The sequence below is a fragment of the Methylobacterium sp. Leaf125 genome (assembly GCF_001423085.1).
Classification (GTDB): Bacteria; Pseudomonadota; Alphaproteobacteria; order Rhizobiales; family Beijerinckiaceae; genus Methylobacterium.
The window spans coordinates 1,106-26,223 of record NZ_LMNU01000019.1; the positions used below are offsets into that span (position 1 = coordinate 1,106).

Here is a 25,118-nt window from a genome sequence, read left to right on the forward strand (position 1 = left end):
CCCCCTTGTCCGTCTTCGTCTTGGATGACCGCAGTAAGTGCGACGTGGCCTACTGCCCCGTGCATACCGAAGACCGGCGCCTCATCCAGGAAGATGATCGGAGCACTTGTTGCGTTCTCTAGGAGGATTTGTAGTCTTTTAGCTTCGTCGCTCATTTTCGAAGCTCCTTATTTCAGTGGATCATACCTCCGATGTGGCGCGCTCGGGTACGCAATCCGAGTCGCATTTCGCCAACTCAGCTTAATTCATGTTCAAGCTCGGGTTGAGAATGATCCCTTTTGATATTAGTTCGTTTTAGAAAGCTCCCGTCGAAGCTCTTGCACAAACATCTGGGCATGTCCTGGAACGACAGATCGAACGTTTTTATGGAAGGTGTCCTCACCTTCTCTCGAGGGAATTTTTGGTATCGGGATTTCGCTCATAGCATCTTGCAATTCCAGTAGGGCACTCTCTTTCATCGAGATAGGTAGCGACCGGATATGGCTGCTTGCAAGTTGGATCATTGCGGTCCGCATAGTTTCCATTTGTGCAGTCAAATTGANGAACTTCAAGGCCATGCCCGAACTGGATATTTGAGATTTTCTAGTAGCGCATTTTACTACGTGACGCTTGCCTTTTGATCGGCGTGGCGGCATTCGCTCTGCCATGCACGCTTCGGCATCTCGGCCGAGCAGCTTTGGGCGCTGTGGAGGGAGCCTGTAGGGCTGTCCTACCTCACCTTCATTGAAGCGTCAGGGTGCCAGCTTCTTCGGATCTCTGGCTATCGCCCGTGCTTGCCAGCCTTCGACTGCGCATATGTACCTACGGAAGCAAGATCGCGAGTGCCGCTTCCGTGATGACTTGTGCATTCAAGGTAAGTAGCACCGCTCCCAGTCTGATCTGTGAATAGCAAACGGGTCTTGACCGCCGATAGCGAATTAGACCAATTGTTTGCTGGTCAAATTACCACCGAAACTGGAAGCCGCGCGATAGGGATGGGCAGGGTTCGCAAAAAGTCACAGCAGACGGAGTTAAGCTCGCGTACCAAGCCGAGGGGTAGCGACAAATTTTGCTTCACGGCCACGAGTCGATAAGGGCCATTACGCGCAACGCTTCGAGAACCGCTCCAGCGATTGCACGGGCCTCAGAGTTTCCGTCCTTCGTTTCCGGGAGAACGGCCAAGGAATAACTCCTGTCCGTCTCTTAGTGAGTGAGCTTCACGTTCAGCATGCGGTACGAGCCCGGATGACTCATGCCGTAGAGCGCCACACCGTAGGGACCGACCTTTCCGTAACTTTTCAGCAGAGATCACATGGGTTGAGGGCCAATACTGCTGGGCTTACCCCTACCTCCGGCGCAAAATTTGGTCGCACGACATCGCCCATGAGGTGTATCCCGCGCCTAGATCTTCGGCACATGGTGCACTCTGATTGACGTTCGCACCAGCTAATTCCAAAAGGATGGCTTCGGGCGCAAACCAAATGTTTTCGTCGGCTTCAATACCCGACCAAGATGGTTTTCATGCCATACGGAAACCATTGAGGATCATATCCAGCATTCCGCCTGATTGTTTTGCGGACTCGTAGTGAGAAAGCCTCGCTGCTGACCATAAAGCGGACATCCTCACTACGACTGAAGATCGTCAAAGACTGATGCTCGTCATCTACGATCATGTCGTATGCGTTATAGATAGAGGTCAAAAATCTCAAACCCTCGGCCGAGTAGGGCTGCCTGAAATTAGCGTCTAGAATATTCGTAGCATTGAGGAATTTTTGGAAGTTTTTCTGAATTGATAATTGCAGAAGGATTAGTTGTTTGCTGCCGGACCTTTCTACGGGCGGCGAGATATCGGCGGGACGCACCTGAGCGTCGAGCAGAACCTCGCCATATCCATTAGGTCTCACGGCAACGACGCACACGGTCGACATGGCTGGCTTCCGCCGGTCGCTTTGTGAACCGGACGATCTTATAGCACGGTATCGCCGCTGGGACCTGTGTCCGGCACTGTCCTGCGGGCTACGAGGGCATGGGCCGCACTTATCGGCAGAGAAACAAGAGGAGTTGTGGGGGCGGTAAGGTGTCCTCTTGGATGCTGCGTGGCCCGTTGCCCGCGTTGGCAAACGAGCGCTCACTTTGAGCGTGATTTAGGTCCGCCAAAGCCTTGCTGGAACAGCTTCGTGAATGCCTCCTGCATTTGCTCAGGGTTCTGGGGGACGAGTGACACCCAGCTTTTCATCACTGTCTCGGGTGAGAAGCGGTCCATCTCAGACAGCATACGCTTCTCCATCTCAGCCATGACAGCAGTCTGCATAGGCTGAAGGTCTGGAAGGCCCATGAATGTGCGCGCCTCCTCAGGGGTGCAATCGATGTTCACTGTGACCTTCATCGCGGCCTCCCTAACCCGTTTAGTATGCTGGTCAAGAAGCTATTTTCCCTTGAGCATGTTCCCATAGGCTCAAATTTCATCCGTGATGAGAGTAAAGATGTAAAGTAACGGACTACGCCCGGTGACTGAGGATAACTCGGTGCCCTCAAAGCCGACCGCGCTGCTGAACGGCTAGGTTGGCTACAACTTTGACAGGCGAGGCGCGAGCTTGTCTGCTTCAAGCGATGTCCGGACGTTTCGTAGGCCTCCGGCGAACTTCCCCCTGCCACACCATGCAGCTACATTTGTCAGTAAAACGATCGTTTTCCCGGCATCATCGACCAGCCCGGTTCGAACAGCCGAAACCACCTCGTTTCTGTCGGGAAAATATGACCGGATTTCTATTGCAGATTAAACCCTGTTCGGCGACTGTCCCGACATGCTCGTCGGATATGCCCGCGTCTCCACCCTCGACCAAAACCTCGACCTGCAGCGCGACGCGCTGACTAAGGCTGGGTGCGAGCGCCTGTTCGAGGAGAAGAAGTCCGGCAAGGCCGGGACGAAGCGTCCCGAGTTCGAGGCGTCGCTGGCCTACCTGCGGCCCAGCGACGTGCTGGTGGTCTGGAAGCTCGATCGGCTCGGCCGCTCCCTCGTCGAGATGATGCGCACCATCGACAGCTTACGGAAGAGCGAGGTCCATTTCCGCTCCCTGACCGAGCAGTTCGACAGCGACACGGCGCATGGACGCTTTGCCCTGCAGATGCATGGCGCCATGGCCGAGTACTTCCTGGATCTGAACCGCGAGCGCACCATGGAGGGACTGAAAGCGGCCCTGGCGCGAGGACGCAAAGGCGGGCGGCCCAAGAAGCTCAGTGAGGCTGACATCGAGGTGGGTCGCGCCCTACTGCACTCGGGCACCATCTCGATCGCGGCGATCGCCAAGCGCCTCGGGGTCAGCCGGGACACCTTCTACAATTACTTCCCTCAGGCACGTACCCGGAGCCAGGCCGCCGCGGCAGCTGTTGCTGCGGTACGTCAGGACTGACCCGGATGCCGATCCGGCGCGAGCACCGCTTCTTCTACCCCATCGATTGGCCGCAGCTCTCGGCCGTGATCCGCTTCGAGCGGGCGAAGGGGCGCTGCGAGGTCTGTTTGCGTCCGCATGGGCAGCGCGTCTTTCATCTCGGGGACGGTCGCTGGTGGGATGGGGAGGAGGGCTCCTGGCGTGATGGAGCCGGACGCTTCATCTGTCTGGCGATCGGGGCGGATGATGTCCTCGAACGGGTGCGGACCACACGCGTGGTCCTGGCTACTGGGCACCGCGATCATAACACCGCCAACAACGGGCCCAAGAACCTCGCGGCCTTCTGCCAGCGCTGCCACATGAACCACGATCGCCCTGAGCATCAACGCCGTCGCTGGCGAACTCTCTTTCATCGTAAGGCGATAGGTGACCTGTTTCGAGGACCATATCCGTTGCTTTGAGACTGACGGTCGGTCTTTTCAACCGATGATCTGTATAGGATTAGGCAGCCTAAGGAATGTTCTGGGCCGCCTGTCGCATGACACGGGTCCACCTATTCATTTCACGGCGAAGCTCGATGGCCTCCGCTGTATAACGCCCGTGGCGGTACATACCATTCTTTGAACCCTTCGGAGCACCAGGCGAGGTGCCTCCGTGCATCCGACACCGCCCATTCGACATAGCAGGTGAGTTGCAGGCACTTCCACTTCGCGTTCCAGCGCCACATCGTGGCGAGGCATGCAGCGGCCTTTGCATGGGGTTGTCCGCAAGTTTCATAGAGGGCCCCTCCCCCTGGCAGACGAAGCACTGACCGAACCGATAACGGCCTGCCCGCCAGCTTCGACCGTGACCCGCTCGACCCTCACGGTCTGCTGGCCGTCACTGCGATAGCGCTTGAGCGCCTCGACCTGCGTCGTGAAGGTCCGAGCAAGCTTGTTGAAAGCGCGCTCTGCTCCTTCCTGCTGGGGCAGGTTCTCCGCGTGAGCCAAGCGCCGCGCAAACGTCATAGTTGCGAGATGAACCGCGGCCATTTGCGATGCGAGCATCGCCTCAATCTGATCTCGTGGTTGGATGCCGTCTACGACCGAAAGCACGAAGTTGATGCCGGCTTCATTGGGTTCTGATCCATGGCTGGCTACGTTCACGATCTGGCTCAGCAATCCGTTCATGAAGGGAAGGCTCACCGTACCGAGCGCATTCATGAGGTTTACCGAGCCGGTCATAAGGTCCGAGTGATCAGGCTGGGTCGTGACGCCTGCTTTACCCCTGTTGACTCGAATCCGCACTGGGGGCCGCTTGTCGCTCCGTGCGATATACCTCGACAGAGCCACCTTTTCGGCCGGCGTTGGCTTGTATGGCTCTGGCTCCAAGACCGTAGGAGAGGATGTTTTTTCAGGAGCAGTTTTCTTCCGGGAAACTCTCATGGAATGAACTCCCTGCTCTATGGCCCTGATGCGTAGGTGAAGTGGATGGGGGGCATAGCTTCGCCTGCCACCGACGAAGCCTGCGACCTGACGAGCCGGAGCCAGCGTATTGGTCACATAAACCGATGGACGAAACCCTGTCGGGGAGGCCGGGATCAGGCGGTCGGCCTTTACTCGCCGCTTCACCTCTCCCGAGGTCTGACGCGGAACGAACCGGCTGCACATCGATCTGCAAACCCGGTTGTCTGTGGGGCTGGGGCGACCCGTTCCCACTCCTGCAGCATCCACTGCTGCTTGTTGCCGGTGCCAATCGGCTTGTCACGGGATCCCGGAACTGACCTGGCTAGTCACCCGGCCCAAGGCTCCATAGGGGAGCGGGCTATACAAGACAGAGTAGACTGCTTTCGTTCTGTGTAAAGGCCCTTTTTGTTCAGGTCTCGGGCAAAAGAGCAAACGGCCGAGTCACGTCGGTCTTCCATGGCTCCATCGCGTTCTCTTGAAGGAAGGACCAGCGTCCCTCTTGACGCTGGAATGCCATTTTTGCGCCGAGACCAACGGGTTCAACAGCTTTTTCCGCCAGTGCGCCATCGCAGAATTTGAGCAGACCTGCATCAAAGGACCCGTTAGCGCCATCGGCAAAGCTTCAGTGCGTGTGGTGTGATACCCTTGAGCTTGTGGCCTTCTGGTAGGCTTTTGGTGGTTCCTCGCGGCCTTTAGTGGTCATACCCCGTGGCCTTGTTACGGCTTAGCTCGGCGGCAGATCCCGGTGAAGCTCTCCAGCCAAGCCTCACGCTGCTCAGAGCCGGTGGGGTAGGGACAGCACTCGCGCTTACGCCCATGGGCACGGGCGTGAGCACCTTGATCGATCGGATCGGACGGGGATCTCGGATGCTCGGACATAGGCGATGCCCTCCAAAACCCGCCGACCTCGTTCGCGGTCGAGTTGATCCGAGGCGTAAGTGACTTGCAGAGCCGAGGAGCGCCCTATGGCTTCATCATGCCGCGTTTGTAGGGGTCCGAATTGGAAGCCGAACCCTTAGTCCCGCCCCGTTCGTAGCCGATCCTATGCCGGCAGTGGCGAAGGGATGAACGCCCCTAACGCTTCAGCCTGGTGGAGGGAGCAACGCGCTTGATCAACGTATTAGCAGCCATCGTATCAGTCTTCGTGGTTTTGGTAACGGGCGCTTTGCTGAAGGTGGCACTCCTGCCCTTCCGGCTTGTTCGCGGGCTTCTGCGCCGCCGACTCGCTCCGACCTAGGGGAGATGCTTCGCGACCAAAGCACCGAGCCACAGCAATGCGACCAGGATCAGCACCGCCCAAACGGCGATCATGATCGTTGCGGCCCGGATGCCCAGGAGCGCCGAGTGCTCCGGTGGGCTTCTGCCTACCTGTGGGATGATCTTCGGCTCGTCACGCATCGCATGCCCGCCTGTGCTTGCCATCCAGTAGGGGGGCGCACAGCGCGAACCACTCACCGACGACAATCTAAAGCAGTACCACGCATGGCTGCGCCGGTCCTGCCTATCTGAGGGATGTCGGAGATCGCCCTACCGGTGGGCAAAACTCTGCCGTTCCGGCAGCTTCTTGACCGGTCCTGCCGGCAAACTCGTCCCCAGAGTTATCCGCTTATCCGTGGGATGCATCGCTTTGCACCCTATGGCCTTCGGCTGCGCCCTCCCTTCGGAGGTAAATGCGAAACTGGTTCGCTTTTGCCCGGCACCCCGACGCATCCAGGCCTGCCACTCGCGGCTGATGATGCGGACCAAGTTCGGGCTGTTCTTTCGGCCCTCGTGGCGCCGCTCCTCGATCGTCAGCAGCCCGTCACCTTCAGCAAGGCGGATGGCCCCCTGAGCGAGGCGCCGACAGACCCCGGCTCGGGCAGCGATGGAGTCAATGCAGAGGCTACAGACGCCCTTAGCCGCGACCTCGTCGCCCACGATGCGCAGGACGGCCCTCTGGCCTTCCGTGAAGCGTGCCGCGAGTTGAGGGGGCAAGGGACCTGAACAGGCCAACAGGCGCCTCCGCTCCCGAGAGGCGGCCCGATCCGGGCTTCTGACGCTTCGACGGGGCGGGAACAGGCTCGCGCGTCCTGCCGGGATACCGACCGGCTTAATGCCCTCGCGGATTGCGCTCCGGCGCCCGTGGAGGCGTTCGGCAAGGATCTGGGCCTCCTGGTCGCCCAAAACGCCCGAGCCGTGCCCTTGCCAAAGCTGGCGAGACAGCTCGTCCATCTGCGCGAGCGTTCGCGCGCCTTCGATCGCGGCCTGCATGGCGGCGTGAAACATCGGTCCCGGTCCCTACTCGGGCCGCGGCAGGCACAAGGCACGACTTCTCGACGTGAGAATTGGCGTTCTCACTTGACACCCAAGGGTGCTGTATGGCTTGTGAGGGATTGTCAGCGGCCTCACAGGCCCATCGATTTCGCGGCCCTCCAGTTTGGCGACTGGGGGGCCGTAGTCGTTTCAGGGTCTATCTCGCGGCGGTGATCTCTCCTGATGCCGGCTTACGACTCGTCCCGTAGGGCGAGCGCAGCCAGACATGCCATGTCGCGTGGCGGGCATGGTTAAGTCAACGGTGAGGGGGTGTTCGGTATGTCGGGAGAGGCGCAGCTATCTGAGGTTTCACGCCTCGCGACGCTGCTCGCAGATCGCGTTCTTGATGCTCAAATCACGAGCCGTCCGGTTCCTGACGGGCACATCCGCACTCTCTTGGAGGCTGCCCTGCTACTCACGGAGTATGGCCAGGAGCTGCCCTCACTTCTCGTCCAGATCATGCGCGGGGTGGACAAGCCAGAAGCGAAAGTTCCTGCTGAGGTTCAGCAGAAAGCGCATGCCGCCGACGACGACATCAGCCGCCTCGCTTGGCTGTTCCGGCCATTCCAAGGGACAAAAAACCATCCAGGATGAGGTCAACAGTGCGATCGCACCGTTCCGCCGCGCGGCCTGGGCGACCATGTGGTGACCTTCGTCGAGGATGTGCCGAGCTACTTCGAGCCTGGGCCCGCCTCCTATCACGCAGTGCCGGTTTACGCCTGCAACCTCGTGCACCAGTACCTCCGGCCGCTCTTACGCGACGAAACGGTAATCCGGCACACCGTAGAGGGGGCGCCATTGTAATGGCGGAAACGTCAGATTTATAAAAATCGGAGAAGGAAACTCTTGGCGCTCTATGTTGTTATTTCAGTCGCTGCAAAAACACGGTGGCTGGGGCAATAAATGTCAAATGCCACGCTGCCAGCCTTTAGAGGCGTAGATGATCAGAAAATAAAATACCGCGCAATTACTATGCACACCGACGGGCGCATCATTCATGTCCGCGATATACAGGCGGAGAGCGATGCGGAGGCGATCCTGATCGTCACAGCTCGTGGAAGTGACATCCGAACGGACCTTTGGAATGACCGTGGGCTAATTCGACGGTTTGGTTCGCGGGATCCTCAATGAGTCGGGTACCCGACAAAGTGCTTGAAGAGCAGCTATGGCCTTTCAAATCCCATCGCGCGTTGGGTGAGACCAAGCTAAAGCTTGATCATCGCGGCCCTACATTCGGCCTTCCGCGCTTGAGAGACAGATTGTGCTCCCGCCTCCGATGCGTGGAGACCCTATGCCCCGCTACTTTTTCGACATCCATGATGGGACGTTCCGTCTGGATGAGGATGGCGTCGAGTGCCCTGACTTTGACGCGGTGCGTCGCGAAGCCAGGCGCACGCTCCCTGAGATCGCCAGAGAGATCCTACCCGAGGACGGCGACCACCATACGATCACCTGCCGAGTGCGGGATGAGCAGCATGAAACAGTCTATACGGCTACCCTCATCTTCAACGGGTTCAGCTCGCATCAAGTCCCACGCTGATGCTTGAAGCGATCCGTCATCTCTGCCTCGCCCGCCCGGAGCAACCCCGGCGGGTTTTCTACTCCAAAGAATTAGAAACACATTAGCCTCCGCAAAGTTGGTCCTGAAAAGGATACAGCCATGCGTCCGCAGACCGCCTTAACCTTCTTGACTGTCCTCAGCGTGCCGGCATTCGCTCAGTCCAGGCCGTCTGTGCGGTTTGGGGACGGCCAAAATAACACACAGCTAAAAGAGCTGCACACTACTCCTGTGCCAAAACAGGCAAGCGACTTGGATACTTTGCGGTTCGCATCAGCACAGCGCAAGAAGGCTGTTTCCATTGAGGAAAAAACGAACGGCCTATGGCAATCTTGGACGATGTCAATCTGCGAAGGCTGTGGGAACACGCCATCCTATAAAAAGACTGTCGACGACGATTTCGCAAACCGAAAGGGCCTCTACTTGAGTAAGTCAAACGGTCGCGCGTTGAGGAATGAAGCTCTGGCATCGCGTGCTCGCCCTTTGGGCAAGCCCGGTCGCAGCTTCTACGCAGACCTCTCGCCTGAGAACATAAGCCAGATCCGTCGCATGCCAGGACGGTAGGGTTCTCGGTATACGGTCATCTTGCTGTTGCACGGATCCTGTAAGCGACGCGGCGAGCCGCCAGAGTGGTTCTGGCCGGCATGTCCTTCCCGAGGGCATCACCGTGCAAACCCGTTCTCACCCACCTTACGCCAGCGCCCATCCTTGGTCAGGATCCACGTTTCGGCAACACAGGTGATCGCCGAGGGCCCAGCATCGTAGTCTCAGTACCAGAGCGTGTCAGACTTCGAGGCCGCGCTTCAGGTCGATCGCCTCGCGTAGGACCAGCCGTGCTCTTAGGCGCCCATGACGCGTCTTTGCCTGCACCCTCCTAATTTGCGCCGCGACGGTCGTTATGAGGCTGGCGTGAGGAGGTATCCGGTTTCCGTCATTTGCCCCCGCGCCTTCTGTGGTGACGCTGAGGCCATCTAGCGACGAGGTCTACTAATCCAGCCGCGGGCGATCTCCACCAGCGCGCCGAGCACGATGCCGAGGGTGATGAGAAGCTGAAGGTCGATCCTCACCGGCATAACGTGGCTCCGGGATCTGCTTCTAGGCCATTGTAGGAAGCCTGCCCCCGCCGTCCGATCTGCTCACGGAAGCGGCGGGGTAGGATCGTCCATCTCACACCGAGCCGGTACGCAACTTGGCTCGCAGGCAGGATGCTCGACCGCGGTTAGCGGGATCTCATCCGGGACATGGCGGCGCGGGCCCAAAACGGGATTGATGCGTTGTCGGACGGTCTATCCAGACGTCCGTTTACCGTCTGGCTTCCCCAATCAAACTCGCTCTTTTGATGCGAACCGGGGAGTAAAACCATCTTACCGCACGTGTGCCGCGTGTGCGTATGCGCGTGCGTGCGTAGGGACGGTAAACGGACGACACGGCGAGCCCCAGCAGGGGCGCTCGATTTAACAGGGAAGTGGGTGCGATTTTCGGTCCTCGCCCGTCCTTGGGCGTCCTGAGCGATCCCAGAGGGCATCGGCGTCAGAAGGAGAGGCACCGCTTGGCATACCCCTCGCCCCTTTTTCATAGACGGGGAAAATGCAGCTAGCATCGCAACTCTGCCCGCTGCGATGCCAGTGACTGAGATCAGGCTGCCTTGCCGCGTGCCTTGACCTTCGGCTCGACGCCTTCTTCCCGCCCACGAAGCTGGCCGAGGCCAATTGACTTCGCAAGATCCGAGCGCCGCTTGGCGTACTCGGGGGCAACCATCGGGTAGTCAGCCGAGAGACCGAAGCGTGCGCGATAGCTGTGCGGGTCCAAGCCGTGTGTGGTGAGGTGGCGCTTCAGGGTCTTGTAGCTCCTGCCGTCGAGGAAGCTGACGATGTTCTCCGGCGTCACCGACTTGCGGATCTGTGCCGCGCTCGGCTTCTCGATCTCGGCTTCCGGCGATGCAGCAGCGGCCCCGGTGGCAAGCGCCTGAAGCGCGGCGTGAACGTGACGGATCACATCTGGCAGGTCGCCCGGCCGGACAGGGTTGTTCGACACATACGCGGAGACGATATCGCCCGCGAGTTCGACGAAGTTAGTGGTTTGATTTTCTGTGTTCTCTGACATGCTTCTATTCGGTTGTGGTGCCCCCCACGCGGTGGCAATCGTACATTCAGAGCTGATCCTCAAGTCACGTTTTCGGATCTCATGGGGGCTACAGCAGACCTCATGACCAATCCGCAAATGAGTTCGGCTCGCTGGTTTCGCTCAAGGCATCGAACGCGGCGTCGAGCAGCCGAAGGTCCCAGATCACGCAACCATCGATCTTGAAGGGGTTGGGCATGCGCCCGTCCTTCACGCACTCATCGAACTTCGCGGTGCTAACGCCGACGTAGCGGGCAGCATCCTCGCGGCGCAGGCCGCGCCGAGGCACGACCTCTAGCCGGACGGGCGTTCCAGCCCCGACCAGAGCCTGTTTGGCCTTCGGCATAGACGTGCATCATTTTCCACGAAGCCTGTTCTCACCTCGATTTTGCAGAGGGCGAAGGAGGTTAATTTTCTGCAATTTGACAATCTTCGCAGACATAAATTTCTGTGAGACATCCATCAAAAGGAGGACAAAAATTCTGAATACTGAATTTGACTTTTCACAAAATTGTGATCTGTTTTGGGGTGTCGATCCAATGCGCCAAAGGGGTGTGCACAACTGCACAAACTACCAATGCCTAACTCAGTGCAATCGCAAAACCCTGCAATCCGCAAACTCGAAGGCTTCGCCCACCTATCGGATGTTGAGCGAACACTCCTGCAGGAGATCAGCGGATCATCCAAGCGGATTGACGCACGCTCCACCCTCTTTGCTGAAGGTGATGAGGCCCCCGGTGCTTTCCTGATCTTGGAAGGGCTGGCCTGTCGCTTCAAACTGCGCAGCAGCGGCCGGCGTCAGATCCTGGCGCTCCTCATCCCTGGTGACATCTGTGATCTGGAGAGTTTTCGCCAAGATAAGATGTTCCATTCCAGCGAGGCGCTTTCCCCCTGTCGGATTGCATGGATCCCGCCCGATGTAGTCGGCAGGTTACGACAGCATCCAAACCTCGCGCGCGCCTTGCAAACGAGCGTCCTGGTGAATGAGGAGACCCTTCAGATGTGGCTGATGAACGTCGGGACGCGCACCGCCGTGGAACGATTAGCGCATCTCTTCTGCGAGATGTATGTCCGCCACCGCATTATCGGGCGGACACAAGGTCAGAGCTTTGAATTCCCATTGAGACAGATGGATCTTGCCGAGATCGCTGGCCTGTCAGGTGTGCACGTCAATCGTTCGCTTCAGGAACTCAGACATAAGCAGCTGATCGAACTCAAAAATCGCCGTCTCGTCATCCTAACCTGGTTGGGACTGCAAGCCATGGCCGAGTTTGAGGCCAGTTACCTGCACGTGGAGGGGTACGCGAATTTCATTGCCATTGACGGGGCGGTGGCGGAGATCCGAACCAATCACACGGAACCGTCTCAACGCCTTGCCTTCGAAGGTGGCAGCCTGGGGACGGTACAAATCCGGCGATCAGAGCGGCATTAACACCGCCGAACTTGGAACGGCGACCCTTAAGCCGTGCGACGTGCCCAACAAGCGACGCCTCCGGTCCCAGTGACCCCGAACGTAGCAGCGGCTAGCGGTGCGACGACACCAGCTGTGAATAGGCCAATGGCGATGGTGTTGAGATAGGCAGCCGTCAGCTTCGTCCGTTCTGTTCGAACAGCGCTTACTCCGCCTGAGCTTTCCTCTCACGGAACCGGATGCCGGCCCCTCCCCTGTTCTCCGGGATGAACTCACCGGGCCTACGGATAATTACCATCACGGCTGCTTTTCCTTCTCCAGCTTCACGCCGGGATCTTCAGCCGTGAACTCGATGCCTGCTGCCTTCAAGGTACGCAGCAGAACGTCGAGCTGCGTGATCGTAATGTTTGGCTCGCCGGAGCTAAATTCAGCACGATTGATAACAGTGACCGGCAACTTCGCTCTCCTTGCCAGCCTGTCCGGCCCCCAGTCGAGAAGCTTGCGAGCGGCAGCGATCTGAGCCCCCGTGATCATGCTGCTCGTTCAATCAGCGGGAGTTTGAGGCAGGCGGAGCCGAACGCCAGGGCGCCCGTGGTTCAGAAACTCGACGCCCTCTGCTTCCAATGCTCGCATCACGGCCTGGATCTTATCCAGCCCGCTTACCAAACCTTCTGCCCCTCGCTTCTCCATGGCGCCAATGGTGTTGATATTCACGCCAGCTCGTTCCGCCAGGGTGCCTTGATCCATACCTACGAGCGAGCGTGCCGCCCGAAGCTGGTTTCCAGTGGTGAGCATTTCCAGAACCAACCCTGCCTGACTAGGATTTTTTCATAGTAGACTATTGACGGCAGAGCGTGAAGGACTCATACCTGGCTAGGAATTAGACCTAGTTAACTGGGTTTGCAATGTCTCTCAACCGCACGATCTCCTGGACCGCCGCCACCTGCATCATGCGGCAAGATCGCACCTTCGTTGCCCCGCCCGCTAACCTGGCCGAGCAGATGGCCCGTGAGGAAGCCCGTAAGGCTGGCCTCCGCGCCTAAAGCAAGGCGAAGGCCGCTCTTGCTGCCGCCAAGGCCCGTCCCCTGTTCTCGGCTCTCGGCTACGACCGCAGCGCCATCATGGTTCTGGCGAATGCCATCGCCCGCGAGCAGTGCGCCGCCGTCGTCGGCCGCTCCCACCGCGCCCTGACAGAACCGGCCCGCGCGCCCCTCGCGCCGGCCCTGCGCCTCCTCGACCGGCTGGGCGAGGCTGTTGCCGCCCTGTCCCTGATCTGCGGCGGCCTCCTCGTCATCGGCCTCGCGACCCTCGCCTAGCAAGCTCCCCCTTTACCAAGCCCCCGACCTATCAAGCTATCAACCTACGGAGTTCCCAATATGCGCAATCCCTTCGCCCGTCTCGCGCGGCCCGACGCCGCTCGCCCCTCCCTGCGCGACCGCGCTGCGGCTCTCAAGGCTTCGGCCTCTCGCGTCATCCGCCGCAAGCCGGTGAACGCCATCGAGGCGCACCCCGACGCTTGCTTGCTGGCAGCTGCTAATCAGGCGCGTCCATTCCTTGCGAGAGAAGCGGCCCTAGAGGCCGAGTTCCAGCGCGCAGACGCCCTTGCTGATGCCCTCGCGGTTGAGCGGTTCGGCCCGCGACCCGATCCGCGCACGGATTGGGATGGGATGCAGGCTTTCGACATCAAGCGCGAGGCCGTGCGGGATGAAGCCGGGCGCTCGGCTGCATATCAGGCCATGGCGGAAAACAACGATGCGATTTGGGCCTTACTCGGCCCGTTCGCGGAAATCCCTGCGCAGACGCTTGAAGGCGTCGCGGCGAAGTCTGCCCTTGCCGCCTCCGATCTTTGGGACGCGGACGGCATCGCCCGTGAGATGGCTGCCCTGTTCTATGGCTGGCCGGCTGAGGCGCCTACGCCCGCACCTGAGACCGACGACACGCGCGCCTGACGCTGCCGCCCTCGACGCGGTGGCGCCCCCTGCCGCCGCGCCCCTCCTTCCCATCCCCTCGACTACAGGAGCGCCGCGCGTGCCCTCTCTCAAGCTGTCCAATCCCTTCCGCCGGGGCACCGATCGCCCTTCCCTGAAAGAGCGGGCCGCGACCCTCAGGGCCACGGCGTCGCGAGCGATGAGCCGCAAGCCGGCCGACCCGGTGTTCCCGGTGATCGCCCGCTATCAGGCCGCTCGGGATGCCTGGGACGCCTACTCCGACCGGATCAGGGATGAGGGCTGGGACGCCTTGGGCGGCATCGTCTTGGCGAGCGAGGTTGAGGGCCGGCTAGGCAATGCTTGGTCTGACATCTCCGCGAAAGTGCTGGGAACGGTGCCGACCACGGAGGCCGGGCGCCTCGCTCTCGCGGCCTTCGTTGAGACGTGGGTCGCGGACCACGGGAACGCGGATGGCTCGCCGCAGGACGGCTCCGAGACCGTTTTCGCTGAGGTCTATCCGGCGCTGCTAAAGGCCCTTCGGGCTTCCGTGAACGGTAAGGCTGCCTAACCTGATGAACAACGTTCACACCTTCGCCCCTCGTCCTCGTCCGGCGGCTGCCCCTCTGGCGCTGCCGGCGCCCTCCCAGGCCGAAGTGCGTCGCCAGATCGAGGAAGCCGCGCAAGCTGCCCTCGACACCGCGGATCGGCTCATTGCCCTCCTCGACCGGCTCGACGGCGACGCAGACCGGGAGGACGGCGCCGACGCTGAACCGTCCCTAGGGGCTCCCGAAGGCCATGCCTCGCAAGTCGTCTGGCTGCGCGGCTCCTCCTCCGACACCGAACAGGACACCGCTCGATGAAAACCCACCTGACCATGCGCGCCGCCCTGGCGCTCGGCCTGCCTGCCGTCGCCCGGGGCGTGGGGCGCCTCAAGCGGCTGCGCTGCGCCCTCCTGCAGGATGCCGGGCACGAGGCCGGACGGGGCAACGTCCTCACTGCAACCGTTCTGGTCGCCCTCTACATGGTGACCAGCTGATGCGCGTCGTTCCTGCCATCCCCCAGGCGGTGCCCGTGTCGTCCCTGGTGGGCCTCGCCTGGATGGGCTTTGAACTCTGGCGGATGCGCCGGCTAACTGCCGGAATGGAACGGGCCAGAGCGCGCGGCGACCATGAGGCGGCCGACCGCTGGCTTGCACGGGCGGATCGCGCCCTTGCGGATCTCGACCGGGCACAAGCTCGGGCACGTCCCAGGCGCCCGCCGTGCCGGCCCAGCTGACCAAACCTCGAGACTGCTATCACGCCAGCTTCCTATGCCGGCAGCTAGCATGCTCGTCATCTCGACCACTGGGGAGCCTGGGGTCTCTCAATCTTTCGTTTATGCTCCCTTGCCATCGTGCGGTCTCGGTAGGCTGTTGACAGCCTCGCTTGCAATCTCGATTGCCTGCGGGCTCCGGGTCAGGATCACAGGGGATCGCGTGTGCAAGTCATCACGATAGCGGCTCGGAAAGGGGGCGTCGGCAAGACGACGCTCGCCATGCATCTGAGCGTGCTCGCCTCTGAGCCCGGTCGGCCGGCGCTCCTGCTCGACACCGATCCGCAACGCTCGCTCGCATGGTGGCACCGGCTGCGTGAGGCCGACGTGCCGAACCTGATCGAGGCGGATGCCCGTGAGTTGCCCGAGCTTGTCGCCGCGGCGAAGCGCGAGGGGATCGCCCGCGTTATCATCGACACGCCGCCACATGCTGAGGACAGCATTTTAGGGGCCATGCGGGTTGCCGACCTAGTGCTGGTCCCGACCCGGCCGGGACCGCTCGACCTGGCTGCGGTGGCGACCACGCTGGAATTGGCCGAGCGCGTCGGTAAGGCGCCGCTCGCCGTCATCAACCACGCGCCACCGCGCACGGGCTTGGCTGAACCGGCGATCGTCACGGAAGCTCGGGCCGCCCTCGTCGGCATGGGGGCGACCGTGGCCGCGTCCGTCGTCGCGAACCGGGTGAGCATGTCGCACGCGATCCTAACCGGCTCGACGGTCAACGAACACGAACCGGGCGGGAAGGCTGCCGCGGAAGTCGAGGCGCTGTGGCGCGAGATTGAAGCCGCCCTGGCGCAGGATGGGAGAAAGAGCCGATGAGCACGAAACCGCGCCCGACCCTCGACAGCCTGCAGGACCGCTTCGCGCGCAAGCCGGCGGCTCCTGCTGCTGCCCCAGGCGAGGCCGAAGCCGCGCCGGCTCCTGCCCCTGAGAAATCGCCCCGAGCTGGCGAGCGTGACATGCGGGTGCAAATCCTCACGCGCATCGACCCGGCAACCCGGAAGCGGCTCAAGCTGATCGCGGTCGAACAGGACCGGACGGTGCAAGACATCTGCGAGGAGGCAATCCGCGATTTCGTGATCCGCAACAGCAAGTGAGCCGGCCACGATCGCGCGCCGCTTCCTGCTCGCCTTCGGTATCGTTACCGGTCCCTGGCTGGCTGCGTCCGCCTCGGCGCAACCCGCGCCGGCTGGGCCTGTATCGCTCTCGACCATCACAACCCCGATGCTGACGAAGGCTTGCGGCGGCAATCGTGGCCTTCTCGATGGTGACCTTTGCGCAGGGTATGTGCTGGCGGCTTATGACGTGCTGACCGTCTCTCGGCTGCTGTGCGTTCGGCCAGGCGTTTCCACCGAACAGGTGATGGCAATTGGTCGGAAGTACCTCGCGGACCATCCTGAGGCGTGGGACCTCCCGCCGTCCGTCTTACTCAAGGCCGCCTTTACCGCAGCGTTTCCTTGTGAGGCCCATTAGCCGAAGAGCCGGGCAAGGTTGTTTCAGTCTATACAGCCAACTTGCTATCAAGCTCCCCTGCGAGCTTGCTCCCGACCTGTCTCTGGCGTAACTTTCGATAATCGTTCTTCTCGAAAGTTTTTCTCGCTACGAGGCCCCTCTAGGAGTAGCATCACGGCATCATTGCTATCGATGGAGTAGGTCCATGACCCCTCTCGATGCCAAACGTCTCGAAATCGCTGAATTGATCGCGATCGAGCTAGGTTTTGACGACCTCGACGGGATGAGTGCAGCAGACCGTGCGATGGTCGATCAGCATACTGACGATACTATCGCGGGCTGCGAAGCATACCTTGAGCACCCCGCCGACGGCAATCATTCCAATATTTGGCTACGACAGCTATTGAAGCAATATTTATTGCTTTTCAATATGAAAATGTACCAAATAAATAATCGTCACGGCTGATAAATACCGGATATTGAACGTGAATAATCTCCCAGATAGTTTTAAAGGCTTCTTCGATAACTATCTGCTGGAGGAATGGGCTCTATCGGCAGCCAATTCCGCTCGCAATCTCGGCTTTGAGCACATGCTGGGAGCTTTAAGCTCGGAGCACTGGCAGATGGTGCTGACAAGTGTCGCGGCACGGATGCAGATGCGAGGTGCCTTGCCGCCGCTCGGCTGGAAGGCTGCACTTGCGCAACACGTTGGACGTCAGGCTGACTAACCGCCCTTTCTGAACGACCGCATCGCTCCAACCCGAGGCAGAAATTGAACGACGCAATCAACGCAGGAGCCTGGCGAGCGCCTGCCCCTGCTTCATCGGACAGCGAAGTGCTGCCGTCCGATCTGGTTTTGATCGTCAAGGCTTACCAGCGCGCAAGCAAGGCAGCGGCGACCCTGAAGGCTTATCGCAGCGACGCGATGCTGTTTCAGGACTGGTGCGCTCGCTACGGCTTCCCATCCCTGCCGGCCTCGCCCCAGGCCGTTGCGGGCTTCCTGTCGCACGAGGCCGAAGCGGGCCGGGCGGCTTCGACCATCGGCCGGCGCTGTGCCGCGATCCGCTACGCGCACAAGCTTGCGGGCCTATGCTTCGCCCGCATCGAGCGGCGCATTGTTTTGAACAGTGTGAAAACAATGGCTTTCCGAAGAAGGTGTTGCAAGCATCAGCCCTCTGGCACTCTCCGCGAAGGCAGCCAGAGCTTCGACAGCGACCTTCTTGCGGAAGGTGCCAGCATCCTTCCCGGTCTCGATGGTCAGGGCGGTGATCTGGGCGGCGTTGATGGCTGCCTTGATGCCGGCGTTGTACGCGGTGCGTTCGGCAGGGGTCATGCTCCAACTCCCTGAGATGTCCGATCGATGAGAGCGTGCCAAACGGCACGGCGTTCCGGCTGAGAGGGGCCTAGATCAAGGTCACTGAACAAGTCACGGCCAGCCGCCATTCGACGGAGACCGCGCAAACCCAAGTGGATTGTGCCATGAACACTCGCATTGCTTCTGCTGTTGCTGCTGTTGTCCTGAGCGTTAGCGCGATTGCTTCGCCCGCTCTGGCCCAGAGCTACACCGCTCCCGCTGGTATCGCCGCGGTGACGGCGCCTGGTGGCCTTGAAGGCCGCAGCTACGACGACATCACCACCGGCTCCATCGGCTATGGTCGTGGCCATGACAGCGCCCAGGAAGGCAACGCCAACCAGCAGAACTTCCCGGTCCATCAGTACGGCCAGACCTCGGGTGGTCCGCGGCGCTAAGCCCTCACACCCTTGAGACGACCGGCGGCGGGGCGAAAGCCTCGCCGTTTTCGTGTGTGAGTTCAGACCGAGGCCGCTAGCTTCAACCTGTGTGAATGAGGATCGCGCCGCATCGGCAGACACCCCGCCTCCTGACCTGACGGGAGTGCGCGCTATGCTCGAACGACCTACAGAATTCTGGGAGACGATCCCCACCTTGGTGGCTTCGAAGGTCAGGCCTGCGCTCAACCGGAGCCCGAAGGCACGGGAGGCGGTCATCGAGTACCTACGGGATCTGGAAGCCGTGGCTCGGCAGGAGAGCCCAAGCCGCAACGCGGTACAGGCGATCGCCTCAGGGCGGCGCCTGTTGGGCGATGAAGCTGAAATCGGCAGAGGCATCAGACGCTCCTTTCAGACGCTGCTAGATAGTCGGGCATAGGACGCCAGCACGTTGCGCCGATCGGTCGGTGCAAGGCGGTTCAGGGCGACGCTGGCAGGTTCCAGGGCGGCCGGATCGGTCTCAGCTTGAGCAAGGAGCCGGCAGGCCTCTGCAGCGCGAGGGCCGGCGTAGATCCTCGCCAGGGCGCGGAGGCTGCGAAGCCTGGCACGCTGCTCGGCGGGATCGATGCCTTCCGCGAAAGGCCCCCATTGATCGCGAGCAAGGATCATCGCGGCCTCTCGGAAGTGGGCCTCCCCATGGGGGCGCAACAGCGCAACACCCTATAGGGTGTTGTTGCGCCTGTTGCGGCCACCCGAGAGGGGCACGCCGAAGCGCAACAGGGGTGGTTGTTGCGCTTTGTTGCGCTTGTTGCGGCCCTCACGATTGCCCCTTTGCGAACCAGAGTCCTATTTCAGCCGACGTAGCTTCGGGGCGGTCTTTCGGGGCTCGTCAGGAGGGGCGTGCCGAGGGGTAGAGGCTTCCTCTGACAGCTCGGGAAGGGTGTCTGCGCGCGGCAAGGAGCTCACCGTAGAACCAGCGACAGCCTTTTCATTTTCGGCCCCCCGTTAGTACTACACAGTCCTAACGCTAGTGAGCGATTGGGAAGGGTTTTGCCTAACGTAAGTGGTCACAGTCCTAACGTCTGTGGAGCAACTCCTAATGGTAGGGCGATCGCATACTTGCGTTAGTCGTTGGCCTACGGCCGTTAGGACGCGGCCCCCTTCCGTTAGGACCCTGCTTCGAGGCCGTTAACCCGGCAACTCGCTATGCTGTCGCGACGACGTTCCGGCAACTCGCCGGCCTCTCTCACCTCCGGTTGCGTTCGACGTAGGATGCCCGTGAGGGAATCTATCCGTTGTTCGTTCTATCGGCCGGCCGAATGCCTCCGGTGCATAGCTGCGCCGGCCCTGCCGTCCTGAAAGGAACCGGAGATCGCGCTACCGATGGGCAAAACTCTGCCGCTTCGGCAGCTTCTTGACCGGTTCCGCTGGCCTCGTTGTCCCCAGAGTTACCACCCTATCCGTGGGGTGCTCCGTTTTGCACCCTATGCCCTCTGGCTGCACGGCGGGCTCGGCCAGCGCTAGCCGTGGGGGCTGAAGCCGGGCGCCGCGTCGAACCCAAGCCTGCCACTCGCGGCTGATGATGCGGACGAGGTTCGGGCTGTTCTTCCGCCCCTCGTGCCGGCGCTCTTGGATCGTCAGCAGTCCGTCGCCCTCGGCAAGGCGGATCGCCCCCTGGGCCAGGCGCCGGCAGACACCGGCTCGAGCGGCGATAGCGTCGATGCAGAGGCCGCAGACGCCCTTAGCCGCGACCTCGTCTCCAATGATGCGTAGGACAGCCCTCTGGCCTTCCGTGAAGCGTGCGGCGAGCTGCGGTGGCAAAGGCCCCGAACAGGCTAGCAGGCGGCGCCTCTCTCGGGATGCGGCTCGATCAGGGCTCCTGACGCTCCTGCGCGGCGGGAACAGGCTCGCACGTCCTGCCGGGATACCAACCGGCCGGATGCCCTCTCGGATCGCGCTACGGCGACCGTGGAGGCGTTCGGCGAGGATCTGGGCCTCTTGGTCGCCCAAGGCCCCGGCCCCGTGTCCCTGCCAAAGCTGGCGGGATAACTCGTCCATCTGCGCGAGGGTTCGCGCGCCTTCAATCGCGGCCTGCATGGCAGCGTGAAACATCGGTCCCGGTCCCTGCTCGGGCCGCGGCAAAGCAGGGGTAGCGGCAAGAGCCGTCCCCTTCAAAAGGCAAAGCACCATCGTTTCGGGAAGCGATCCCGATTGACACCTGACCGGTGTTATGATGTCTGGGGAGTTGGAAACGGTCTCCACAGACCCATCGATTTCGACGGCCTCACCCTTGCCGGGGTGGGGCCGTTGGCGTTTTGGGCTTAGGTCTTTCTCGCGGCGCTAATCCCTGATGGTTGTTGGCTCCCGACTCGTCTCAAAGGGCGAGAGCAGCCAGACATGCCATGTCGCGTGGCAGGCATGGTTAAGTCAACGGTCGCACCGCCCCGTCCATCACGAGCAGGAAGCGAGAGCACCATGACGAGCGATGACAGCGGAGCGCAGGATCGTCGCGAGACGAAAGCCGCCAAGCAGCAAGAGAAAGCCCGTGAAGGCGGCGAGGCACGGGCAGACTATGAGGCCGTTCAGCAAGCCACCGAGGACAAGACGGTGCGCCTTAAGGCTCTTCGGCTTGCAAAGGAGGAGGCGGACCAAGCGAAGCCAGATAAACCGAAGGCGAGCAAAAAACGCTGACCTAACAAGCCGGTGGCCGTTTCAGACATCGCATAAGGAGCTGCAACGATTTGACCGCAAGGCGCCGACCGACCGACCAAACCGCAGGTGGTCTCGTTCCAGGCCGATCATGCGGGCAGTGCACAGCTTGCTGCCGAGTTCCGGCGATCAAGGTGCTCGCCAAGCCTGCAGGCGTCCTGTGTCGGCACAACACTGGCGTAGCGTGCGGGATTTATCAGGCCCGGCCGGAGCCGTGTGTGCGGTGGTACTGCCTCTGGCGCAAAATCGGCGCGCTGCCGGACGAACTAAGGCCCGACCGATCTGGGGTGATGTTCGCGATCGAGAGCCGCGCACCTTGCGCCGACGCTCCTGAAGGGGCCTGCATTGTTGGCCGGGCTGTCAACCGACCACGTGCATTCGCCAGCGTGGAAGTGACAGAGGCATTTGCCATGTTCACGCGCGAAGGGTCTTTGCCGGTGTGGGAAGTGTCTGGCCTGAATGCGACCATGATGCATTAGAACCAGCGCACCCAGGATCGATGCGCGAAACCAAAATCGGGACTGAGATCAGAGTAGCCGCGGTGCAGGCGGTTGAGATCCTTGAAGTGCCTCCCCCAGATCGTCGTCCTCGTCGTCGTCTGGCTCTTCGGTCGAATACCCGTCCTTGTCCGGAGCCGATAGCTCCCTCTGACCGCGCGGCTTCCCATCCAGGCCGAGATCTCGCTCCCGCTTCGTACGGGGAGCCTCCCGCATGCTTGGGTCATCAGAGCGAGGCTGCAGGCTCTGCGCCTCGGCTTGCGCCGCCATGAGCAAGCTGATGGCTGCCAGCGATTGGACGACGAGCTTCATGGGCGTACCTCGGAGCGCTCAGAATGGCGCCCTGTCGAGGACCCTACTCCGGATGAGGCTCTTGCGTCCCTGCTTATCCAGACGCCTTCAGCTACGCGAGCAACTCGTCGGATACGGTCACGAGCCTTGCAGCCTACCCTACTCGGTAAACGACTTGATCTGTCTCGTCCGCGTTCTCTTCAGCCTGAGGGAGAGCCTCGTCTTCGCTATCGGAAAAGCGCGGGTATTCGATGATCGGGAAGAGGTCTTCGAGGCCCCGGGCGACCCCATAGAGCACCGTGTAGGACGGCGTCCCTTCAAGCGACAGGGCATAATTCGCTTCGCGCATGGTGCTCTCGTGTGAAGATCAGGCTGAATGCAAAACGCATTATCGAATTGAATATCGATCTGCCGATAGCCAGGGTTAATCATCGAAATCGTGATAGGTTTCGTTGAAGTCGAGATAATCGTGAATGTACGGTATTTTTGCATCAGTTATAGACTGTGCATCATTTAATTGCACACAACTCGGATGCCTGATTTGGGCGCTCTGGGCGTCAAACTGCATGAAGCTTCAAGGCGATGCCTGCCGCCATGTCAGCGCTTCTGATCTTGTCATCCTTCAAATGTGGGTCGGCAGGGATGAGCTTCGGCTTCGGTGAGGCAGACATGGGGTCCGGCGGTTGCTGCGGGATCTTACCTGGAACCGGTGTTGGAGGCTCGTAAGGGGCTTTAGCGAGGTAAGCACCTGGCCCTTTACGGATGCCAAGCCTCCGAAGCTTGAATTTGCAGGCGGTCGTCGTCCGGTATGGAACCGGCTGAACCAGCCATCCTCCGTTCGTGAAGACCCTCAATCTGTCCCACAGGTGCTGACGTCGGACAAATTAAATCCTGGCTCGACGGTGGGATATCCGACAAATACAAGAGAGCTTCAGGACGGATTACACTCGCTTCGGCCGTAATCCAGACGTTCGGTGAACTTCCGCTTGCCACCCAACCCAGCCGTCAGCCTCTGACTCAACAGCCTGGAAGCGGACCTTGCAAGGCTCTGCAAGGAGTCGATAGCGGAAACCGCCCGATCGTTCTCTAATCCGCCGGTAGGCAGAATATCCTGTCCGAAGGGGCATGCCCTCACGGACGCATTGAAGGTGCCCACGATACTGTCCGTAAAGGCCGCTGCAAAACAGCGGACGTACGAATGAACGGACGACGCTTCAGCGGACGGGTTCGGACGTCAGGGCGGAGACGTTGGGCAGACCCGGGGGCAACCCTGCAACAACAGGAGCCATAATCGCACTTACGCGAACGGCTCTGCATTGGTTCGACCGTGCTGCGTTCAGTTTGCGCGGGACAGCAACTGCCAATTGGCATTTAATTATTACACTAGATTAAAATTACAAAACTTAGGAGCTCTCGATGGAAAATATATCGATCGAATCAACATTTGTCAGTTGCGCTTCTATCTCTACCATGATCCATCCTCATCGTATCCGAAACGGCCGTGCAAGGCAGGGCGGTGCAGTTTATGCCTACCTACAATGTCTTTACACGTAGGCGGCAGTCGGCTTTGCGCTGTGCCATCGCACAGGAAAGCCCCGTGCCGAGCTTTATACAGAACGAAATATGGGAATTTAGCGGAACTGTCAGGCCGTTAGAGCCAGTTCCAGCCGGTTTTCAGAGGAAAGCGGCGCAGGAAGCCACGCAAAGCATGGGCTATTACCTGTTTCATTCGCTGGTATCGGTCTAGTTCCTATTCAGGATGCCCACCTTCAAGTTGGCACAGCTGTAATCCTTACACACTTAGTCCATTTTCTTGCCTACGCACTTCCATCGCGCGGCACCTTCTGAAACTAAAACTGTTCCGCTTCAATGGCGATCTCCCTCGTTGGGTCCTCCTCCAGCTAAATCCTCGGAAGGTTCGACTGGCCAATTTTTCTTTGGTGCAGGCTGGGGTGCTACCCTGGGGAGCCTCACAGGCGAAAGAAGGCTTTTTCTTCTAGCAATGCTAGGCTTAGCAATAGGCCTAGGGAGATCTGCAAGGCCAATATGCCCAGGCTCGCCTCTTGGACCTTGAGGTCCCGTCTCTCCAGCGGGACCAGTCTCCCCACGTGGTCCTTCTACACCCACCGGTCCTTCCAATCCTTCAAAGCCGGGCAGTCCATTAGGGCCGGACGGCCCCATTTCCCCCATGATCCCCATCTCGCCTTGGGGGCCACGCGCACCCCTGGGACCTATCGGTCCCATCGGTCCAGCTGGACCGATTAGGCTTGGCGCTTGGATGCCTTGTTGACCACATTCTCCGACTACAACTTCCCTCACCTGCCTCAAGGTCCGCAGTGATATGATGCAGGAAGCAGGATGGTAGACGATCAAAAACTCAAACCTTCCTTTCCCGTCTGTCCGATGAGCGAACCTATCGTCTAAGACAATCTCAGAATTCTCCTCGTCAACAGATCCTAAAACCCATAACTCTCCGGCTGTTATTTTTGCAGCATCCACTTTGATCAGGGCGAAAGCGGGTATTGCGCCCATAAGAAATTTTATAGATGCAGCAACGTATGTAATATATTTTTTACCCACAGCCTATCCCCAAATTAAAACCCGATTTCGAACGCATATGAAATATAGTAATAATGAATTATTCGATATAAATATTCGATGATTCAATTATGACATATATTTAGTTTGATACGTTTGAATATAGTTAGGAACGTATATTTACGACGACAGAAAGGCAGGATCAGGCGGCGCGCAGGGGAGCCGTCAGCATCGTACCGGCGGCYTGGCGCAGGTCGCGCCGCGGCGGCTTCGCGCCGAGGGCGGCCAGAGCGTCGGGCGAGCCGACGATGACCCGGCGCTCGCCGCCGCGCAGACGGGCCGGGTCGCGGGCGATCGTGATCGGCTTGCCCGAGGCCAGGATCATGCCCTCCAGCAGGTCGCCGAKGCGGGTGGGTACGCCCGTGCACAAATTGACCACYCCGGAAGCGGCCGGATTGGCGGCGAGTTG

30 protein-coding genes and 1 pseudogene are annotated in these 25,118 nt (G+C 60.3%); 16 read left to right on the forward strand and 15 right to left on the reverse strand.

Features of this window, described 5'->3' with window-relative positions; translation table 11 throughout:
- Positions 1–1,475: 1,475 nt before the first annotated feature.
- Positions 1,476–1,907 carry a hypothetical protein gene (locus ASF58_RS26075; protein WP_156375748.1) on the reverse strand — a complete coding sequence of 144 codons (432 nt, stop codon included), beginning with the start codon at positions 1,905–1,907 and terminating at the stop codon, positions 1,476–1,478.
- A 200-nt stretch (positions 1,908–2,107) separates the two neighbouring features.
- Positions 2,108–2,365: a DUF6489 family protein gene (locus ASF58_RS16095; RefSeq protein WP_055954561.1), complete on the reverse strand. Its 258-nt coding sequence runs from the start codon at positions 2,363–2,365 to the stop codon at positions 2,108–2,110.
- A gap of 418 nt (positions 2,366–2,783) precedes the next feature.
- On the opposite strand from ASF58_RS16095, the gene ASF58_RS16100 reads away from it, so the two are divergent.
- Positions 2,784–3,389, forward strand: coding sequence for a recombinase family protein (locus ASF58_RS16100; protein WP_055954564.1), 606 nt, complete (start codon positions 2,784–2,786; stop codon positions 3,387–3,389).
- A 5-nt stretch (positions 3,390–3,394) separates the two neighbouring features.
- Positions 3,395–3,829 (forward strand): hypothetical protein, encoded by a 435-nt coding sequence (locus ASF58_RS25175; RefSeq protein WP_082513121.1) that lies wholly within the window; start codon positions 3,395–3,397, stop codon positions 3,827–3,829.
- Positions 3,830–3,878: 49 nt separating this feature from the next.
- On the opposite strand, the gene ASF58_RS27525 is transcribed toward ASF58_RS25175, so the two are convergent.
- The 6 genes from ASF58_RS27525 to ASF58_RS26085 form a co-directional block, all read right to left on the reverse strand.
- Positions 3,879–4,145: an HGGxSTG domain-containing protein gene (locus tag ASF58_RS27525; RefSeq protein WP_348271603.1), complete on the reverse strand. Its 267-nt coding sequence runs from the start codon at positions 4,143–4,145 to the stop codon at positions 3,879–3,881.
- A complete protein-coding gene (locus tag ASF58_RS16110; RefSeq protein ID WP_055954570.1) occupies positions 4,142–4,591 on the reverse strand; it encodes a hypothetical protein in 450 nt (149 codons plus the stop codon). Before ASF58_RS16110 ends, ASF58_RS27525 begins: the two co-directional genes overlap by 4 nt.
- A gap of 939 nt (positions 4,592–5,530) precedes the next feature.
- Positions 5,531–5,692, reverse strand: a complete 162-nt coding sequence (locus ASF58_RS27635) for an Rmf/CrpP family protein (RefSeq protein WP_348271604.1) — start codon at positions 5,690–5,692, stop codon at positions 5,531–5,533.
- 354 nt (positions 5,693–6,046) lie between these two features.
- Positions 6,047–6,211 carry a hypothetical protein gene (locus ASF58_RS26080; RefSeq protein WP_156375749.1) on the reverse strand — a complete coding sequence of 55 codons (165 nt, stop codon included), beginning with the start codon at positions 6,209–6,211 and terminating at the stop codon, positions 6,047–6,049.
- A gap of 129 nt (positions 6,212–6,340) precedes the next feature.
- A complete protein-coding gene (locus ASF58_RS16115; RefSeq protein WP_055954573.1) occupies positions 6,341–7,078 on the reverse strand; it encodes a hypothetical protein in 738 nt (245 codons plus the stop codon).
- A 468-nt stretch (positions 7,079–7,546) separates the two neighbouring features.
- The gene (locus ASF58_RS26085) at positions 7,547–7,747 is read right to left on the reverse strand and encodes a hypothetical protein (protein WP_055954576.1); all 201 of its coding nucleotides are present in this window, start codon (positions 7,745–7,747) and stop codon (positions 7,547–7,549) included.
- A gap of 649 nt (positions 7,748–8,396) precedes the next feature.
- Between ASF58_RS26085 and ASF58_RS16125 the strand changes: the two genes are divergently transcribed.
- The gene (locus tag ASF58_RS16125) at positions 8,397–8,645 is read left to right on the forward strand and encodes a hypothetical protein (RefSeq protein ID WP_055954579.1); all 249 of its coding nucleotides are present in this window, start codon (positions 8,397–8,399) and stop codon (positions 8,643–8,645) included.
- Positions 8,646–10,298: 1,653 nt separating this feature from the next.
- Here the strand turns inward: ASF58_RS16125 and ASF58_RS16130 are convergent.
- The gene (locus ASF58_RS16130; RefSeq protein ID WP_055954582.1) at positions 10,299–10,766 is read right to left on the reverse strand and encodes a MucR family transcriptional regulator; all 468 of its coding nucleotides are present in this window, start codon (positions 10,764–10,766) and stop codon (positions 10,299–10,301) included.
- 100 nt (positions 10,767–10,866) lie between these two features.
- Complete coding sequence (locus tag ASF58_RS16135; RefSeq protein WP_055954586.1) at positions 10,867–11,130, reverse strand: hypothetical protein; 264 nt, start codon at positions 11,128–11,130, stop codon at positions 10,867–10,869.
- A gap of 231 nt (positions 11,131–11,361) precedes the next feature.
- On the opposite strand from ASF58_RS16135, the gene ASF58_RS25190 reads away from it, so the two are divergent.
- Positions 11,362–12,216 carry a Crp/Fnr family transcriptional regulator gene (locus ASF58_RS25190; RefSeq protein ID WP_082513124.1) on the forward strand — a complete coding sequence of 285 codons (855 nt, stop codon included), beginning with the start codon at positions 11,362–11,364 and terminating at the stop codon, positions 12,214–12,216.
- A 276-nt stretch (positions 12,217–12,492) separates the two neighbouring features.
- On the opposite strand, the gene ASF58_RS16150 is transcribed toward ASF58_RS25190, so the two are convergent.
- Entirely contained in the window at positions 12,493–12,729 is a 237-nt protein-coding gene (locus ASF58_RS16150) for a hypothetical protein (RefSeq protein ID WP_055954595.1), read from the reverse strand.
- Between the two features lie 9 nt (positions 12,730–12,738).
- Positions 12,739–12,909 carry a hypothetical protein gene (locus ASF58_RS25195; protein WP_348271605.1) on the reverse strand — a complete coding sequence of 57 codons (171 nt, stop codon included), beginning with the start codon at positions 12,907–12,909 and terminating at the stop codon, positions 12,739–12,741.
- A gap of 407 nt (positions 12,910–13,316) precedes the next feature.
- On the opposite strand from ASF58_RS25195, the gene ASF58_RS16155 reads away from it, so the two are divergent.
- The 11 genes from ASF58_RS16155 to ASF58_RS16190 all read left to right on the forward strand — a co-directional run bounded on the left by ASF58_RS16155 (position 13,317) and on the right by ASF58_RS16190 (position 18,635).
- Positions 13,317–13,511, forward strand: a complete 195-nt coding sequence (locus tag ASF58_RS16155; RefSeq protein ID WP_055954599.1) for a hypothetical protein — start codon at positions 13,317–13,319, stop codon at positions 13,509–13,511.
- 60 nt (positions 13,512–13,571) lie between these two features.
- Positions 13,572–14,144 carry a hypothetical protein gene (locus ASF58_RS16160; RefSeq protein WP_055954602.1) on the forward strand — a complete coding sequence of 191 codons (573 nt, stop codon included), beginning with the start codon at positions 13,572–13,574 and terminating at the stop codon, positions 14,142–14,144.
- A gap of 79 nt (positions 14,145–14,223) precedes the next feature.
- Entirely contained in the window at positions 14,224–14,691 is a 468-nt protein-coding gene (locus ASF58_RS16165) for a hypothetical protein (protein WP_055954605.1), read from the forward strand.
- A 4-nt stretch (positions 14,692–14,695) separates the two neighbouring features.
- Positions 14,696–14,983 (forward strand): hypothetical protein, encoded by a 288-nt coding sequence (locus ASF58_RS16170; protein ID WP_055954608.1) that lies wholly within the window; start codon positions 14,696–14,698, stop codon positions 14,981–14,983.
- Entirely contained in the window at positions 14,980–15,159 is a 180-nt protein-coding gene (locus tag ASF58_RS16175) for a hypothetical protein (protein ID WP_055954611.1), read from the forward strand. Before ASF58_RS16170 ends, ASF58_RS16175 begins: the two co-directional genes overlap by 4 nt.
- A gap of 440 nt (positions 15,160–15,599) precedes the next feature.
- The gene (locus ASF58_RS16180; protein ID WP_055954614.1) at positions 15,600–16,253 is read left to right on the forward strand and encodes a ParA family protein; all 654 of its coding nucleotides are present in this window, start codon (positions 15,600–15,602) and stop codon (positions 16,251–16,253) included.
- The gene (locus ASF58_RS26090) at positions 16,250–16,531 is read left to right on the forward strand and encodes a ribbon-helix-helix domain-containing protein (RefSeq protein ID WP_156375750.1); all 282 of its coding nucleotides are present in this window, start codon (positions 16,250–16,252) and stop codon (positions 16,529–16,531) included. The genes ASF58_RS16180 and ASF58_RS26090 overlap by 4 nt, the downstream gene beginning before the upstream one ends.
- 560 nt (positions 16,532–17,091) lie before the next feature.
- The gene (locus ASF58_RS26095; RefSeq protein ID WP_156375751.1) at positions 17,092–17,352 is read left to right on the forward strand and encodes a hypothetical protein; all 261 of its coding nucleotides are present in this window, start codon (positions 17,092–17,094) and stop codon (positions 17,350–17,352) included.
- 19 nt (positions 17,353–17,371) lie between these two features.
- The gene (locus ASF58_RS26100; RefSeq protein ID WP_244477362.1) at positions 17,372–17,614 is read left to right on the forward strand and encodes a hypothetical protein; all 243 of its coding nucleotides are present in this window, start codon (positions 17,372–17,374) and stop codon (positions 17,612–17,614) included.
- Positions 17,615–17,658: 44 nt separating this feature from the next.
- Entirely contained in the window at positions 17,659–18,234 is a 576-nt protein-coding gene (locus tag ASF58_RS26105) for a site-specific integrase (protein WP_244477363.1), read from the forward strand.
- 131 nt (positions 18,235–18,365) lie between these two features.
- On the forward strand, positions 18,366–18,635 hold the full coding sequence (locus ASF58_RS16190) for a hypothetical protein (RefSeq protein WP_055954620.1): 270 nt from the start codon (positions 18,366–18,368) through the stop codon (positions 18,633–18,635).
- A 390-nt stretch (positions 18,636–19,025) separates the two neighbouring features.
- Here the strand turns inward: ASF58_RS16190 and ASF58_RS26110 are convergent, their stop codons facing one another.
- On the reverse strand, positions 19,026–19,283 hold the full coding sequence (locus tag ASF58_RS26110) for a hypothetical protein (RefSeq protein WP_156375752.1): 258 nt from the start codon (positions 19,281–19,283) through the stop codon (positions 19,026–19,028).
- Between the two features lie 1,806 nt (positions 19,284–21,089).
- Between ASF58_RS26110 and ASF58_RS26115 the strand changes: the two genes are divergently transcribed.
- Entirely contained in the window at positions 21,090–21,305 is a 216-nt protein-coding gene (locus tag ASF58_RS26115; protein WP_156375753.1) for a hypothetical protein, read from the forward strand.
- Positions 21,306–22,265: 960 nt separating this feature from the next.
- Here ASF58_RS26115 and ASF58_RS16205 read toward each other — a convergent pair.
- A complete protein-coding gene (locus tag ASF58_RS16205) occupies positions 22,266–22,460 on the reverse strand; it encodes a hypothetical protein (RefSeq protein WP_055954626.1) in 195 nt (64 codons plus the stop codon).
- Positions 22,461–24,851: 2,391 nt separating this feature from the next.
- Positions 24,852–25,118: pseudogene (locus ASF58_RS16210) on the reverse strand (hypothetical protein); the annotation flags it as partial.

What these genes read in the sequence shown, in the direction of transcription:
- ASF58_RS16170 (WP_055954608.1), top strand. Translation starts at nt 14,696, where the DNA reads ATGAACAACGTTCACACCTTCGCCCCTCGTCCTCGTCCGGCGGCTGCC.
- ASF58_RS16150 (WP_055954595.1), bottom strand. Translation starts at nt 12,729, where the DNA reads ATGATCACGGGGGCTCAGATCGCTGCCGCTCGCAAGCTTCTCGACTGG.
- ASF58_RS16135 (WP_055954586.1), bottom strand. Translation starts at nt 11,130, where the DNA reads ATGCCGAAGGCCAAACAGGCTCTGGTCGGGGCTGGAACGCCCGTCCGG.
- ASF58_RS16155 (WP_055954599.1), top strand. Translation starts at nt 13,317, where the DNA reads ATGGTTCTGGCGAATGCCATCGCCCGCGAGCAGTGCGCCGCCGTCGTC.
- ASF58_RS26085 (WP_055954576.1), bottom strand. Translation starts at nt 7,747, where the DNA reads ATGGTCGCCCAGGCCGCGCGGCGGAACGGTGCGATCGCACTGTTGACC.
- ASF58_RS16205 (WP_055954626.1), bottom strand. Translation starts at nt 22,460, where the DNA reads ATGCGCGAAGCGAATTATGCCCTGTCGCTTGAAGGGACGCCGTCCTAC.
- ASF58_RS26110 (WP_156375752.1), bottom strand. Translation starts at nt 19,283, where the DNA reads ATGATCCTTGCTCGCGATCAATGGGGGCCTTTCGCGGAAGGCATCGAT.
- ASF58_RS26075 (WP_156375748.1), bottom strand. Translation starts at nt 1,907, where the DNA reads ATGTCGACCGTGTGCGTCGTTGCCGTGAGACCTAATGGATATGGCGAG.
- ASF58_RS16130 (WP_055954582.1), bottom strand. Translation starts at nt 10,766, where the DNA reads ATGTCAGAGAACACAGAAAATCAAACCACTAACTTCGTCGAACTCGCG.
- ASF58_RS16110 (WP_055954570.1), bottom strand. Translation starts at nt 4,591, where the DNA reads ATGACCGGCTCGGTAAACCTCATGAATGCGCTCGGTACGGTGAGCCTT.
- ASF58_RS16160 (WP_055954602.1), top strand. Translation starts at nt 13,572, where the DNA reads ATGCGCAATCCCTTCGCCCGTCTCGCGCGGCCCGACGCCGCTCGCCCC.
- ASF58_RS26090 (WP_156375750.1), top strand. Translation starts at nt 16,250, where the DNA reads ATGAGCACGAAACCGCGCCCGACCCTCGACAGCCTGCAGGACCGCTTC.
- ASF58_RS27525 (WP_348271603.1), bottom strand. Translation starts at nt 4,145, where the DNA reads ATGAAACTTGCGGACAACCCCATGCAAAGGCCGCTGCATGCCTCGCCA.
- ASF58_RS27635 (WP_348271604.1), bottom strand. Translation starts at nt 5,692, where the DNA reads ATGTCCGAGCATCCGAGATCCCCGTCCGATCCGATCGATCAAGGTGCT.
- ASF58_RS26115 (WP_156375753.1), top strand. Translation starts at nt 21,090, where the DNA reads ATGACGAGCGATGACAGCGGAGCGCAGGATCGTCGCGAGACGAAAGCC.
- ASF58_RS16100 (WP_055954564.1), top strand. Translation starts at nt 2,784, where the DNA reads ATGCTCGTCGGATATGCCCGCGTCTCCACCCTCGACCAAAACCTCGAC.
- ASF58_RS16175 (WP_055954611.1), top strand. Translation starts at nt 14,980, where the DNA reads ATGAAAACCCACCTGACCATGCGCGCCGCCCTGGCGCTCGGCCTGCCT.
- ASF58_RS26080 (WP_156375749.1), bottom strand. Translation starts at nt 6,211, where the DNA reads ATGCGTGACGAGCCGAAGATCATCCCACAGGTAGGCAGAAGCCCACCG.
- ASF58_RS25190 (WP_082513124.1), top strand. Translation starts at nt 11,362, where the DNA reads ATGCCTAACTCAGTGCAATCGCAAAACCCTGCAATCCGCAAACTCGAA.
- ASF58_RS16115 (WP_055954573.1), bottom strand. Translation starts at nt 7,078, where the DNA reads ATGTTTCACGCCGCCATGCAGGCCGCGATCGAAGGCGCGCGAACGCTC.
- ASF58_RS25175 (WP_082513121.1), top strand. Translation starts at nt 3,395, where the DNA reads ATGCCGATCCGGCGCGAGCACCGCTTCTTCTACCCCATCGATTGGCCG.
- ASF58_RS26095 (WP_156375751.1), top strand. Translation starts at nt 17,092, where the DNA reads ATGACCCCTCTCGATGCCAAACGTCTCGAAATCGCTGAATTGATCGCG.
- ASF58_RS16125 (WP_055954579.1), top strand. Translation starts at nt 8,397, where the DNA reads ATGCCCCGCTACTTTTTCGACATCCATGATGGGACGTTCCGTCTGGAT.
- ASF58_RS16095 (WP_055954561.1), bottom strand. Translation starts at nt 2,365, where the DNA reads ATGAAGGTCACAGTGAACATCGATTGCACCCCTGAGGAGGCGCGCACA.
- ASF58_RS16190 (WP_055954620.1), top strand. Translation starts at nt 18,366, where the DNA reads ATGAACACTCGCATTGCTTCTGCTGTTGCTGCTGTTGTCCTGAGCGTT.